At 50.4% G+C, this 14,831-nt stretch carries 13 protein-coding genes; all 13 read right to left on the bottom strand.

The genetic code is table 11. The annotated features are described in order from the left end of the window. Window positions 1-9 precede the first annotated feature (9 nt). Entirely contained in the window at window positions 10-1,032 is a 1,023-nt protein-coding gene (locus QOX44_RS05735) for a substrate-binding domain-containing protein (protein WP_283682007.1), read from the bottom strand. 178 nt (window positions 1,033-1,210) lie between these two features. Further along, on the bottom strand, window positions 1,211-2,407 hold the full coding sequence (locus QOX44_RS05730) for an ROK family transcriptional regulator (RefSeq protein WP_283682005.1): 1,197 nt from the start codon (window positions 2,405-2,407) through the stop codon (window positions 1,211-1,213). A 364-nt stretch (window positions 2,408-2,771) separates the two neighbouring features. Continuing rightward, entirely contained in the window at window positions 2,772-3,374 is a 603-nt protein-coding gene (locus QOX44_RS05725) for an ABC transporter ATP-binding protein (protein WP_283682174.1), read from the bottom strand. Between the two features lie 81 nt (window positions 3,375-3,455). Next, window positions 3,456-4,397, bottom strand: a complete 942-nt coding sequence (locus tag QOX44_RS05720) for an ABC transporter ATP-binding protein (RefSeq protein WP_283682003.1) — start codon at window positions 4,395-4,397, stop codon at window positions 3,456-3,458. Window positions 4,398-4,465: 68 nt separating this feature from the next. Further along, on the bottom strand, window positions 4,466-5,290 hold the full coding sequence (locus QOX44_RS05715; protein ID WP_283682001.1) for an ABC transporter permease: 825 nt from the start codon (window positions 5,288-5,290) through the stop codon (window positions 4,466-4,468). Beyond that, the gene (locus QOX44_RS05710; protein WP_331488334.1) at window positions 5,287-6,237 is read right to left on the bottom strand and encodes an ABC transporter permease; all 951 of its coding nucleotides are present in this window, start codon (window positions 6,235-6,237) and stop codon (window positions 5,287-5,289) included. The genes QOX44_RS05715 and QOX44_RS05710 overlap by 4 nt, the downstream gene beginning before the upstream one ends. A gap of 175 nt (window positions 6,238-6,412) precedes the next feature. Further along, window positions 6,413-8,008, bottom strand: coding sequence for an ABC transporter substrate-binding protein (locus QOX44_RS05705; RefSeq protein ID WP_283682000.1), 1,596 nt, complete (start codon window positions 8,006-8,008; stop codon window positions 6,413-6,415). 193 nt (window positions 8,009-8,201) lie between these two features. Beyond that, on the bottom strand, window positions 8,202-8,861 hold the full coding sequence (locus QOX44_RS05700) for an HAD family hydrolase (RefSeq protein ID WP_283681999.1): 660 nt from the start codon (window positions 8,859-8,861) through the stop codon (window positions 8,202-8,204). Between the two features lie 97 nt (window positions 8,862-8,958). Beyond that, window positions 8,959-9,843 (bottom strand): homocysteine S-methyltransferase family protein, encoded by an 885-nt coding sequence (locus QOX44_RS05695; RefSeq protein WP_331488333.1) that lies wholly within the window; start codon window positions 9,841-9,843, stop codon window positions 8,959-8,961. Continuing rightward, entirely contained in the window at window positions 9,815-10,489 is a 675-nt protein-coding gene (locus QOX44_RS05690) for a 4'-phosphopantetheinyl transferase family protein (RefSeq protein WP_283681997.1), read from the bottom strand. Before QOX44_RS05690 ends, QOX44_RS05695 begins: the two co-directional genes overlap by 29 nt. Window positions 10,490-10,626: 137 nt before the next feature. Beyond that, entirely contained in the window at window positions 10,627-11,289 is a 663-nt protein-coding gene (gene sigK, locus QOX44_RS05685) for an RNA polymerase sporulation sigma factor SigK (RefSeq protein ID WP_283681996.1), read from the bottom strand. A 70-nt stretch (window positions 11,290-11,359) separates the two neighbouring features. Beyond that, entirely contained in the window at window positions 11,360-13,102 is a 1,743-nt protein-coding gene (locus QOX44_RS05680) for an ABC transporter ATP-binding protein (RefSeq protein ID WP_283681994.1), read from the bottom strand. Continuing rightward, the gene (locus tag QOX44_RS05675) at window positions 13,099-14,829 is read right to left on the bottom strand and encodes an ABC transporter ATP-binding protein (RefSeq protein ID WP_283681992.1); all 1,731 of its coding nucleotides are present in this window, start codon (window positions 14,827-14,829) and stop codon (window positions 13,099-13,101) included. Before QOX44_RS05675 ends, QOX44_RS05680 begins: the two co-directional genes overlap by 4 nt. Window positions 14,830-14,831: the final 2 nt, after the last annotated feature.

The following is a 14,831-nucleotide window of genomic DNA, read 5'->3' as shown; positions in this document are numbered from 1 at the left end:
TGATTTTCATTACTCCTCTGCCGTAATCTGATCCATCGTAATCCAGCCCTCAGGAGCAATTTCTGTTGCCCATTCTTCCAGATTATCTTTTGTGACTCCTACAATCGGTACAAAAATCTTTGGCACCTCATACTCTCCATTTTTTACCATCTCGTCTGCTTCAATCTCTTCCCCCTTTACAAGTGAGATTGCACACTCTGCAGCCCTCGTTGCGCACTCATCTATCTTAGTCCAGATATCAATACCGATCTTTCCCTGATTAACTGCCTGCATTGCAGCTACTTCACAGTCCATTCCTGTCAGGTAAACATCGCCTGCAATGCCCGCTGATTCAAGTGCGGGAAGAATACCAAGCGTGAGTACATCTGCCGTACATACGATTGCATCAATATCATCATTATTTGCTGAAAGTGCGTTTTCTGCATATTTTAATGCTTTTTCCGCACTGTATGCTTCGCAGTACTGCTCCAGCACAACCTCCACATCTGGATATTCTTTCAACACTTCATCATAGCCTTCCTTCATTCCAAGAACCACACTGGAGGTCGGCTCCCCATGGATAATGGCAATTTTTCCTTTTCCGCCAATCGCATCCATTGCAGACTGCATCTGAAGCTTACCTGCTTCTTTATTATCACGGTCCAGATAAACATCAAGTGGTGCGTCCTGCACAAAATTGTCGTAACATACAACTGGAATTCCTTCTGCTTTTACCTTCTCGACTGTCGATGACATATTGGAGCTGACTGCAATAAAAATCAATGCGTCTATTCCCTGTGTCAGTAGATTATCAATCTGATTTTCCTGTTTTGTCTGATCATAGTTTGCCCACTGAACAAGCGCCTCCCCGCCGGCCGCTTCAATGGTCTCTACCATGAACTTCTCATCGTAATGCCATCTTTGTGCATTTTCATTTGCAAAAGCGATACCAATCTTGAACTCTGGTTCGTCAGCCGATACACCAACCGGAGCCATAACAGAAGTAATCACTGTTGCCGCCGCCAATACTGTTGCTAACCTTCTTTTACTCATACCTTCTACCTCTCTTCTTTTTATTATTAAAGGAATCTTCTCCTTTAATTTCCACATTTTTCCATTTATTTCTTCTGTGATGTTATTAATTACTATGAAAAAAAGTTTAATGAATCTGATATGTAGCTCAGCCTCAAGCTAATGAAGATGCCACACACAAATTCATTAAACTCTATAATTATTCATATGATTCGATAATCTGAAGCACATGCTGCTCATTTGCGGCGCACGCTGCCCCGAGTGCAGCATTGTTCTTCAGCTCTCTTTTCTTTATTACAACTTTTGACGCCAGATTATCATGTATGATGCTTTCCTGTACTTTACTCTGCATCTGCTCAAAAAACACTGGATGTGATGTGATCAGTTCCCCTCCTACCAGCAAGTACTCTGGATTATAAATATAAACCATGTCGGCAATAAATATAGAAAGATATTTTGTATACTGATCTATAATTGGTCTTGTCCATCCTTCTCCTGCATCAATCGCTTTTGCCAGGGCTTCCAAGTTGTCCATCGGGTGCCCACACTTTTTGCACATTTCCAATAACGCCGGGGTTGAGATATAAGTATAAGCACAATCCTTTCTACCACAGACACACTGACGGCCTTCATCTGCAAAATGAGTATGTCCTACTTCCCCAACAGCGTTGTTTCGTCCACGTACCATCTTTCCATCATACATAATAGAAGCTCCGACCCCTGCCCCAATGGATACATATACGCTGTCTGAATTCCGCATATGTGCGAACTGATACGTTGCACCGATCAATGCCATCTTCACATCGTTGTCAATACATGCATCCATGCCAAAAACCTGATACACAAGCAATGCAAGATCCACATCATGCCATCCCATCTGAGATGCAAAATGGCTGTAACCTCTGACGTGATCAACATTTCCTACACATGCTACGCCAAGTGCCTGTACCTTATCTCTCCTGATATGATAGCGCAAAATCAGATGATCCAGCATATCTTTTGCCTTTTTAAGCAACTCTGCAGGATCGTAATAGCGTTCTTCTAACGCCTCCTCAGTTTCCGCCAAAACCTCATCTACGCAATTGATAATACACACTTTTACATAGTCACTGTCGATTGACAGTCCCATACTATAAAATGCGTCAGGATTAATGCTGACCTGAATACCATTACGCCCCACGCCTGTTCCTTTTGAAAAAGCTTCATTCTGGCATACCAGATCCAGATCCAGCAGCTGTCGGATCAAACGTGTGATACTGGTCGGACTCATTTCTGTCTCTTTAGCCAGATCCGCCCGCGAAATCATCTTATGACGATTGTCCCTCAGCAAGCGAAGAACGATTCTGCAATTATTTGATTTTAATCCTGCCTGATGCTGTACTCTTATTGAAGACATCTTTTCTCCTGTGATGTTATTAATTAATCTAACTACAGAGTATCACTATTTCGCTTGCCTGTCAATCACTATTTTTGTATATTTTTATTTTTTTCACACTGTTTTTTCATCCAATAACATAAAACTATCTATTTTATCACTTGTTTTCTTGTCATTTGTGTACATTTTGACTGTGATCTTATTCAGAATACGTCCTGACCACTGGAAAGAAACAAATATACTCCTAACAGACCTATCACGATCCCCACAAGTACTTCGGCTGCTTTCATCATTTCATTATTACGACAGTAAATGAAAGTAGCGATTGTTTACCGATCATTTTTTAATATAAATGGGAAATTTTATTCTGAAACCAATCTTTTTCTCAACCGATCTCCACAATCCTCGTACATATCCGGTCAAGCAGGTCATCACTGTGACTCACAACGACCATGCCGAGGTTTCTGCGCTTCGCTTCCTCCAGCAGGAACGTCCAGATCTGGCTCTGTGTGATCAGATCCAGCATGGTACTGATCTCGTCTGCCAGAAGGATCCTCGTTCTTTTTCCCAGCGCACGCGCAATACAGAAGCGCTGCAGCTCTCCTCCTGAAAGCTCTGCGGGAAAGCGCTGCTTCCACGCCTCCTCGATCCCGAGCTTTGCGGTCATCTCCTGGGGGATGCCATCCCCCTCTTCGAGTACCGTATACATCCGCCTGCGCGGATTGACTGCCTGTTCGGGGTGCTGCCAGACCATCTGCACAGGACAGTAGCCGCGATACTCTGTCACTGGCCTGCCATCCAGAAGGACTTCGCCGCTGTGCGGCTTCTCATATCCTGCCAGAAGCCGGCAGAGCGTTGTCTTTCCAATCCCGCTCTTGCCGCGCAGTCCGACACGCTCCCCTTCTTTTACTTCAAATGATATGTTCTGGAGCACCAGTGGCGCGTTCTCTTTGTATTGAAATGAAACGTTCTTTGCCTGTAATATCATGTCTGTCACTCACTTTCCTGCCATATCCCGCAAACTGTAATCCTCGCTGCCATTTCCGGTGATTTTTTTGTTCACGGTATCTTACTGTGCTTCCTCTGCATGGATACATCGTACCCGTCCGTCCCCGGTCTGACGCCAGGGAATCTTTTCGCTGCATTCCTGTGTGTACTTTGGACAGCGCGGTCCAAATGGACATCCCTGAGGCATTTCTCTGGCATACGGCTGTGTGCCGGGGATCGGCTGAAAACCATGCTTTGGCATCGCATTCCATAATGCTCTGGAATACGGATGATGCAGCGTATCGCACGACTGAAAAGCTAAAGCAGGAACTTCCTCAAGTGTAGAGCCTGCATAAAATACAGCGATGCGATCTGCCGTCTCGACTGCCAGCTCCAGGTCATGCGTGATCAGCAGTACGCCTGCTCCCATATCTGCCAGCTCTCTGAAGTGCTCCATTGCCCGCCGTGTAACAGAAATATGAAGCCCCGGCGTCGGCTCGTCTGCGATCACCAGACGCGGATGCCCCATCAAAGCCGTTGCATTCATAATGCGGCGCGTCATACCTCCGGACAGCTCAAAGGGATACTGCTCCTCCACTTCCTGCTTCAGCTCATACTCGCGAAAAATCTGATGCAGCCTTTCCTTTGAGGCCGCATCCTTTTTACCTTTTCGTATCTGGACTCCTGTCTTCATCAAAGGATCCAGATACGCGGTGCTCTGCGGTACAAGGACGATCTCATCACCGCGGAGCCTTTTTACTCTTTTTTCTGTAAGCGCTTCCCCGTCATAGAGGATTTCTCCTTTTACGGAAGCATTGTACGGCAGGATGCCGAGCACTGCATGTGCAAGCAGACTCTTTCCCGATCCGCTTGAACCGACCACTGCCACGATCTCCCCGGCAGGGACGCACACATCCAGGTCCCGGATCACCTCAAGCTCTGTCTGAGAAAATCCCTTTTCATACTGTTTAAATGATATCTGTAATCCCCTTATTTCCAATATCGGGGGCAACTTTTTTTCCAAAATCATACGCTCCTATCCACAACCGTCTCATTGCAGCTGTTGTGCCTCATTCATGTGCACTATGTGACTTATTCATGCGCACTGTTCGGATCAATCAGCCTGCGCAGATTTTCCCCAAGCAGATAAAACATGATAACAGTTACTACAAGTGCCAGTCCCGGGAACAGCGCAAGCCACCATTTCCCGAGCACAAGATATTTCATACTCTCCGAAAGAATAATGCCGATCGCAGGCTGCTCGCTCGTCAGACCAAAGCCAAGGAATGTGATACTCGCCTCATGAAGGATCGCGTGCGGAAACATCAGTACCAGGCCGACCGCAAACTGCGGCAGCAGATGCGGAAGGATATGACGGTATGCCACATACCACTTTCCCTTGCCCAGCTTTCCGGCAATCTTTACATACGGACTTTCTTTTAACTGCATTACCTCTGCCCGGATCAGCCGTGCAAGGGAGGTCCAGTGTGTAAACGCCACGCCGATGATCACACCTTTTAAGCCCCGTCCTGCTGCCACAGAGATCAGGATCAGCAAAAGCATATGCGGGATCCCCATGATCAGATCAATGACCCAGGTGATCACTCCATCCGCCCGCCGTCCAAGCGTTGCCGCACAGATGCCCAGCACCAGTGCGATCACTGCACTGATCGCCGCTGCAAGCACACCGATCAGGATACTCAGGGAAAGTCCTTTTAATGTCCGGGCAAACATATCGCGCCCCATCCAGTCTGTGCCAAACGGATATTCCAGACATGGCAGCAGATTCTTCCGTGAGAAATCTGTCGCCCGAGCCGCATCCGAGCACTGACTGCCTGCTGCGGCAACAGTGACCAGAAACAGGATCGAAATCACTAAAATAAGCACCGTTGCCTTTCTTCTGTTCCACTGTTTCATTTCCTGTTACCTCCTCTTCGGATCCTCGGATCTACTATTCCGTAGAGGATATTTGCAATCAGGTTGCCGCCAAACACAAACACAGCGCTCACGATCGTGATCGCCATCAAAAGCGGCATATCGCTTCCAAGTCCTGCCGTCACTGCCGCCTGTCCCATACCAGAATAAGAAAATACCTGCTCTACGAGCACAGAGCCTCCAAATATTTCACTGATCGATGCAAACTGCAGCGTGATCGCCGGAAGCAGCACATTTCTAAGCGCATGCCTTCTTACGATCTGCCACGTGCTCTCACCACGCGCCCGCGCGAACAGCACATAATCGCTCTCCATCACGTCGATCATTTTTTCACGTGTATGGAGCGCGATATTAGAAATACCTGTAATCGAGAGTGTGAGTGCCGGAAGGATCGCATGGCGCAGCCGGTCCAGAAATGTCACGCCAGACGCCTCCAGCCCGATCGGCACACTCAGACCGATGGGGAGCACTTTGAGCCACACGCCAAAAATCATCAGCAAAAGAAGCGCCAGCCAGAAAGCCGGTGTGCTGGAGATCACGACACAGTAGCCCTTGATCAGCCGGTCAGGCAGACGGCCGCGGAACACCCCGGCTGCCACGCCAAGGATGAAACCAATGACGCCGGAAAGGATCCATGCTGTCACCATTAAAAACAGAGAATTGCCAAGCTTGACTGCGATCACCTTTGAAACAGGCTGCCGATACTGCAGCGACATTCCAAAGTCTCCTCTGACAAAATCCTTCGCCCATGCCAGATACCGCTTAAGCGGAGGCTCGTCCACGCCCCAGTAGGCTTCCAGCTTCTCAATCTGTTCCTGGCTCATCGAGCCAAGCGCCGCCTGACCGACATTTGCCTGAAGTGGATCGACCGGTGACATGGTCATCAGTATAAATGACACAATGCTGACTGCCACCAGCAAAAACACCATCCGTATTATGTTCTTTCCTATTAATATCCCATACTGCTTCAAAATACGTTTTTAAAGAGGCTGTTGCAAAATGCTTCTTCCGATGCACTCACGCTGCAGCAGCCTCTCTTTTCCTCCCATCATGCAGTCATACTGCAAAGTATCTTTGTCCGATCACATCCAGTGATCAATATGCTTACTCTGTCCACTCCCACTGATCAACATTGTTTACGATCGACCAGCCGTGTCCGTGCGGATGTATTTTCTGCTCTGCTACCTGAAGGCCATCCTTTACAAAATAGAGATGGCTCACATTGCACAGCCAGATCCAGGAACAGTCACCGTCCTGCGTCACTCCGGTCTCTCCGTCAAACTGTGCCTTCTGCCACAGCTCATAGGACTGCTCCAGATCAGAAGTAGAAAGCGCCTCATCCATATACTGATCTACCGTCTCATTGGCATACGGGGAATATTCTGCCAGATCGCTTTCGGGAGCTGTATGATAGATATTGTAAAGCTCCATCGGAGAATGTGCGCCCCAGCCCCACATCAGCGGCTGTGACTGTGCCTTATCGTACGCAACATCCCATCCGGCAGCCTCTGTCGTCACCTCAATGCCAAGCTGTCCGAGCTGATTTGCCATGTCCTCCGCAAGCGCCTGGCGCACAGAATCAGACGGATGATACAGGATCGTAAATGCGGCGCGCACGCCATCCTTCTCGCGGATGCCGTCATCCCCCGTCTTCCATCCAGCTTCGTCCAGAAGCGCCTTTGCCGCCTCCGGGTCGTATGAAACCTCAGATGCTTCATTATACCATGGCATCTGGTCGCAGACACTGTATGCCGGAGTTCCGTAGCCGCCAAGTACATTTTCAATCATTTTTTCCCGGTCAATCCCGATATTGATCGCGCGCCGCACGGCAATATCACTGAGCACGTCATTTCCGATCACCAGACCATCGCGTTCCTCCTCGGGGATCGTCGGAAGATTGATGCCGCGATTGTCCACACTCTCTGCCACAAGCAGGCTGTAGCCCTCCAGCGTCATATCCGCAAAGGTAGACGCTGTATAGGAAACATCCGCATCTCCTGACATCGCTGCTGCCAAAGATGCCTCCTCATCCATAAACAGGACCGTCACCTTTTTCATTTTTACTTCTTCTCCATAATAATCCGGATTTGCCTCCAGGATGATCTGCTGTCCCTGGTCCCACTGGGCAAGCATATAGCGCCCGGAGCCGATCGGATTCATCCCATAGTTCTCATCATATGCGTGCTCCGGCACGATCCCCGTGATCGCCATGGTGTACGGCCACGGAGAAAACGGTCTGGTCATGTGGAATACGACTGTCGTATCATCTACTGCCTCTGCCGACTCAAGCATCGTAAAGTCATTGACAGAGCTATTTTCCTTGCAATTATTATAAGTAAATGCCACATCAGAAGCAGTCAGCGGCTCTCCGTCTGTGAACTTCACATCGTCGCGGATCTTCACCGTCCAGGTCAGTCCGTCCTCAGATACGGAATATTCCGTCGCCAGATCCATCCCGATCGTCAGATCTGGATTTGTCACAAGCAGCGTACTCTGGATCAGCGGCTCATGGACATGCTCCCCGGCTCCCCAGCCGTACGCCGGATCAAATCCCGATGCAGGCTCTGACGCCGCCGTCATCGTCACTACTACTTCGCTCTTCTGCGCCGCATCCTGTTCGGAAGCCTTTGCAGATACTCCTGAAATACTGCCGCAAAGCACCGCAGCAGCACATACGATTGCCGCAAATTTTCTTTTCATACGTTTGTCCTCCCGGTATTTTCTTTTGCTATGACAAAACCAAACAGACGTATGCATCCACCTGTAATCTCACTGAACTTTGTCACATTTTTAACTATATCACAGGAAAAAATGCTCCGCAAGCCACCCGGGGGGATATTATTTTCAGGAAAATCCTGCCTTATCTTTTATTTTTCTGCCGCAGCAGAAAAACTTACAGCATGCATATCTTTTCAGCCGCCTCAGATGCCGTCTCAACAATATAGTCTGCCCCCGCTTCACTGAGTTCTTCCCTCGAACCGTAGCCATACAGCACACCCATACTGTCAAGGCCGTTCTCCTTCGCGCCCAGAATATCGTGTTCACGGTCGCCGACCATCAGCACAGATGCCTTCTGCTCCTGCGTGATCCCAAGCGTCCGAAGCGCATACGAAATGACAGCGCTTTTCTTCTCACGCGTTTCATCCACCGTTGCCCCGCAGACTGCTTCAAAATACGGAGTAAGATGAAAATGCTCTACGACCTGTACCGAAAAGATTTCCGGCTTTGAGGTAGCGATCGCCAGTCGGAAGCCCGCCTCCTTTAAGGTGCGCAGCATATCCTCCACGCCGGGATACAGCTCGCCTTCAAACAGGCCTCCCGCCGAATAATATTCGCGGTAAAGCGAGATCCCCCGCTTCGCCTCTTCTGGCGTACAGCCGCAGAATCTCACAAAGGAGTCCGAAAGCGGCGGCCCGATAAACCGGCGCAGCGTCTCTTCCGGAAGCTCTGGCTTTCCCATTTTGCGAAGCGCATATTTTACTGAGTTCATGATTCCCTGGCCGGACTGCGCAAGCGTCCCATCCAGGTCAAAAAAGATCCAACTGTATTTCATATCATCTTTCCTCCTTTTGCTAAACCGCACGAAAAAGCCTTTACCGGAAATTTTTCCAGCCTTTTCTGTCTTTTCTGCGTAAAGAATCTGCCGTCACTTATCGGCGCAGCGTCTGCGCCAGCAGACTGATATACTCCGGCGTCGTGCCGCAGCAGCCTCCAACGATACGCGCACCGTTCTCTACAAGCCGTTTCATAGAAACAGCAAACTGCTCCGGTCCCATACTGTAATGCGCCTGTCCGTGCTCATCCATAACCGGGATCCCGGCATTCGGCTTGGCGATCACGGGAATGCGCGCCGCGCGGTACATCGAAGCTACGACAGCTTCCAGCTGATCCGGTCCGACAGAGCAGTTGATCCCGACTGCATCTGCCCCCATCTCCTGCAGCGTCTCCACAGCCTCTACTGCACTGCCTCCATACAGCGCGCTACCATCGGCTTCCACAGTCAGCGTGCACATCACAGGAATCTGGGCAACTGACTGTACTGCATCAAGCAGCACGACCGTCTCATCTACATTCATCATCGTCTCCGCCACGATCAGATCCACGCCTGCACTTATCAGTACACGCGCCTGTTCCTGATATACCTCATACAGCTCCTGATAAGAAATATCTCCGCGCGGCTCCAGCAGCTTTCCGGTCGTCGTCATATCGCCTGCCACATATGCCCTCCCCCCGGATGCTTCCTGCGACAGCTCTACAAGCTTTGTATTCAGCCCCGTCAGTCGCTCCTGCAGTCCATGCAGCGCAAGCGAAATCCTGTTTCCCGAAAAAGTCGGCGCATAGAGGATCTGGCTGCCTGCCTCGACGTAAGCGCGCTGCAGTTCCTTCATCACCTCAGGATGCTCCAGGATCCACTGCTCTGCGCATATCCCCACCGGCATGCCTGCATTTCTCAGATTCGAGCCCGTCGCTCCGTCAAGCAGCACGGTTCCCTGCTGTACCAGCTCCTTAAATCCCTGCTTCGTCAGTCTTCCCATCGTGTAACTCCTCTTCCTGTATGTATTTTACTGTCAAGTCAAATGTTTCCGCACACGCACAAAGCGTATACGCCGCCCCCCGCCAGAGCAGAAATTTCAGCCGGGATTTCGTACAGGTATCTGGCTGCTTCCAGTCAAATATAAGGCTCTGCCCGTCTTCCGGCATAAACGGGAGCTGCTGCGCAAAGGAAATGCGGTCTACACCGTATCCGAGTCCTCTCCCATTCCATTTCACAAAGCTCTCCTTGAGTGACCAGAGATATCGAAGCTGACATTCCCGCTGTGCTTCTGTCATATGCTGCAATACTGCAACCTCTGTCTCATGACTTACCTTTTTTGCAAGCCCGTCTCTGTAATCAAACAACCGCTCAATATCCACCCCCACCTCCTGCAGTCCCACCGCGCACGCACATGCGCATGCGCAGTGACTGATATTAAAATGTATCTGGGGATATTTTCCGCTATACGGCTTGCCGTTTGCTCCTGTTTTCCAGTCCAGATCCCGGAGACAGACGCCAAACTCCTGCTTCAGGGCAGCATCCAGCAGCAGGCGCGCCGTCTGCTGTTCCCTGTTCCTGAGCGATGGACAGCGTTCCTGCTGCTTTGTTCTATTATCTGCTTTTTTGTATTCACAAACATAAATCATATCGGATGCCCCCGCACAGTGATCTGTGCCAAGTATACCAATCAGAAGGAATGATGTCAACGCTGACGCAAAGCGATCTGCCGACAGTCTCTTCCGTCTCCTTGCTCTTTTCCATGGAAGATACTGCCTGTTCCTGCTTACCGCTTTTCGTATTCTGTCCCTGTATGCTTTGCAGATCGCTCCCCAAGCGCCTCCCTCAGCTTTTCCAGGGCCTTTTTTTCCAGCCGTGACACATACGAACGGCTGATACCCAGTTCAGAGGCAATCTCCCTTTGTGTTTTCTCCTGTCTGCCGTACAGACCATAGCGATCGCAGATTACCAGAAGCTCTCTGTCACTTAATACATCCTTCATACAGGAATACAGGAGAAAGATATTTTTTTGCAGCTCCAGATTGCCCAGTATATCGACCGGCTCACTCTCCAGCACATCCATCAGTCTCAGCTCGCGCCCCTCCTGATCGACTCCGATCTTCTCGTACATCGAAACTTCCCGCGTCAGCTTTTTACGTGAACGGAACATCATTAGCAGCTCATTTTCAATGCATCGTGCGGCATACGTGGCGAGCCGGTTGTTCTTTTCACTGTCAAAGGTCATCACCGCCTTGATCAGACCGATAATCCCAATAGAGATCAGATCATCCGTATCCTGCTCCGGCGCCTGATACTTCTTGGCAACATGCGCAACCAGCCTTAGATTGTGCTCGATCAGCAGATTTCTGGCCTCAATATCCCCTTCTTTGTATCTTGCCAGATAATACTTCTCTTCTTCCGGAGAAAGCGGCTTTTTAAATGTTTTCAAAAAAGCACCTCTAAGCGGTTTTATTTTATCTTATGATAAGTACCGCCTAAAAGTGCTTTTCCAACTCTCTTTACGCAAACTGACTTCTATACAAGGATGCGTATTTCCCGTTCTTCTCCATCAGCTCCTCATGCGTTCCCGTCTCCAGAATATTTCCTTCCTCCATGTACAGGATGATGTCCGCATCGCGGATCGTGGAGAGCCTGTGGGCAATGACGAAGCTCGTTCGTCCCTTCATCAGCTTTCGCATCGCTTTCTGGATCAGCGCCTCTGTATGTGTATCGACATTGCTTGTCGCCTCGTCGAGGATCAGAATCTCGGGATCGGAGGCGAGGGCACGCGCGATCGTCAGAAGCTGCCGCTCTCCCTGAGAGATATTTTCCGCTCCCTTATTAAGCACCATATCATAGCCGCCCGGAAGCGTTTTGATAAAACTGTGCGCACATGCAGATTTCGCAGATGCAACGATCTCTTCCCGACTCATCTGATCGTCTGCGTATCCGATGTTTTCTGCGATCGTCCCCTCAAAGAGCCACGTATCCTGCAATACCATGCCGAAGCGGTCGCGCAGCTCCTCCCGTGTCATATCGCGGATATCGGTACCGTCTACCGAGATGGAACCGCCGTTTATCTCATAAAAACGCATCAGCAGATTGATCAGCGTTGTTTTGCCCGCTCCGGTCGGTCCGACGATAGCTGCCTTCTGTCCCGAACGAACTTCCACATTCACATTCTTCATCAGCATGCGGTCTGCGCTGTAGCCGAACTGCACATTGCGAAATACGACATTTCCGCTGTGATCCTTTGGAACGACACAGTGCTCGCCGTCCGGTACCTCCTCCGGCGCATCCAGAAGAGAGAAAATACGGCTTCCCGCTGCGGCTGCTGCGCCGAAGCTCCCCGCCATTCCTGCCAGAGAGGAAAACGGCTCTGCAAATTTCCGCGCATATTCCAGCATCGCCTGCACATTTCCCACGGTGATCGTCCCTGCGATCGCGCGGATACAGCCGATGGCGGCGCAGAGTACGTACCCTGCATCGTTTACGAGCGTCGTGATCGGGCTGATCGCTCCTGCCATCGTCTCTGCCTTGCAGGAACTGTCGCGCAGCGTCTCATTCAGTTCTCCAAACTGTGATTCTGCTCTTTCTTCGTACCCAAAAGACTGTACGACCTGCTGACCGTTGTAAAGCTCCTCAATATAACCGTTCAGTCTGCCAAGCAGCTCCTGCTGACGACTGTAGTGGCAGCCGCTCGCCTTCATCACGCCTGCCGCGCTGAGCAAAGACAGCGGCACAAGGATCACCGGAATCAGCGTCAGACTTGGACTGATCTGCAGCATCATGATCAAAATACCGACCGCAGTGATCATCTGCGTCACGATCGACGTCAGATTCTGACTGATCGTATTGTTGATCGTATCGACATCGTTTGTAATTACGCTGAGGATGTCGCCGTGCGTATGTGTATCGTAATAATCCAGTTTCAGGCGGTGCATTTTGGCGTCAATATCGCTTCTGAGCTTTTCCATGACTCCCACTGTGATCTTTACCATACCAAAGCCCTGAAGCAGCGCGAAAAACTGTGAGATCAGGTACAGCGCCACGAGTGAGGCAGTCAGGGAAAGGATCGTCTCCCAGTAAAATACACCGTCGCGAATGCTGTTAAACAAAGTTGTCGTGATCTTTCCGATCAAATACGGCGCCATTACCATAAACAGCGTGCTGATCGCCGCAAAAACCAGAGCAAAAAACAATCGCTGCCGGTACTCCTTCAGGTATCGCAGCATCCGCCTGCATACTGCCGTCTTTTTCATTTAGAAACCGCCTCCTTTCCAAGCTGTAATTCTGCCATCTCGCGGTACAAAGGGCAGGTGCGCAAAAGTTCTCCATGCGTGCCCTGACCGACGATCTGTCCGTCATCTACAACGAGTATCCGGTCCGCATCGAGGATCGTGCTGATCCGCTGCGCTACAAGGATCACCGTGGCATCCCCGGCATGCTCTCTGATATTCTTGCGAAGCTTCTGGTCCGTTTTCATATCGAGAGCCGAAAAGCTGTCATCGAATACATAGATTTCCGGCCGCCTCATCAAAGCCCTCGCGATCGCCATACGCTGCCGCTGCCCTCCGGAAAAATTCGTTCCGCCCTGTGAAACAGGCGCATGGTACTGCTCCGGCTTTTTTTCGATAAACTCATCCGCGCATGCAATCTGAGCTGCCTGCTCCCACTCCTCCCGCATGCCGCTTTCCTTACCGAAATTTAAGTTCGATGCAATATCGCCGGAAAACAGCACATTTTTCTGCGGCACATAACCGATCAGTGCGCGAAGCTCTTCCACGCGGTATTTTTTTGCGTCGACTCCGTCGATCAGGACGGTACCGAACATTGGATCGTACAGACGGGGAATCAATTTCAGAATGCTTGATTTTCCGCGTCCCGTGCCTCCGATGATCGCCGTCACCTCTCCTGGCCGCGATACAAAACTTACATCCTTTAAAATCGGCTCGTCTGCATTTGGATAAGCAAATGTCACATGGTGAAACTCTACGGTAGACCGAAGCGGACGTTTTTCCGCCTCAAAATCACCGTCCTGTATACTGCTTTCTGTATCAAGTACCTCCGCGATCCGCCCGGCACACGCATACGCAGTCGGAAACATCATGATCACCATGGCAAGCATCATCACCGACATCAGCACCATACTGATATACTGGCTGTTCGCCACGAGAGAGCCCACCTCCATCGCGCCGCTCTTTACATAAAACGCCCCGATGCCAAGCACAGCAGCCGTCGTCACACCAAAGATCACATTGATCGCAGGCATCAGAAAGCTTCCGATCTTCCCTGCTGTCATAGCTGTCTGCGTATAGTCGCGGTTCGCCTGCGCAAACCGTCCGCTCGCCTTTTCCTGCTGGTTGAACGCCCGTATCACCCGGACACCTTCTAAGGACTCAAGAAACAGCCGGTTGATCTGGTCGAGTTTCTTTCTAAGCCTGATCGAATATTTCGATGCGATCACTACAATACTACCCACTCCGATCAGCAGCACCGGGATAGCCACCGTTAGCACAAAGCTTACCTGCCCGCCTGTCGCCGCCGAGAAAACGAGTCCTGCAACCGCCATCATCGGCGCAAGAATACCGATACGCAGCAGCAGCGTCAGAAAGTTCTGGACATTCGTGACGTCCGAAGTGCTTCTCGTCACGAGACTTGCCGTTCCGAACCGGTCAAGCTCTGCACTCGAAAGGCTCTGTACCTTTTCAAAAACCGTTTGGCGCAGTTTTGCGGAAAAATCTGTCGCAATGCGGGAGGCCAGCCGGACGGAGCAGATATTGATAAGGCAGGCAAATACTGTAATCCCTGCCATCACCGCTGCCGTAAGCAGGATCAGCCGGTTGTGCGCATCCGCTACCCCATTGTTGATCATCCATGCAAGCAGCGAAGGCAGCAGCATTTCTCCCACTGCCGATAACAGCACCAGCACAGTAAGACCTGACACCTGCCGAGCATTTAATTTGATTCTGGAAAATATTTTCTGCATGG

The sequence above is a fragment of the Parablautia sp. Marseille-Q6255 genome (assembly GCF_951230155.1).
Lineage (GTDB): Bacteria > Bacillota > Clostridia > Lachnospirales > Lachnospiraceae > Choladousia.
Note: the sequence above shows the minus strand (reverse complement) of the source record. Positions and strands in the feature narration are given on the sequence as shown.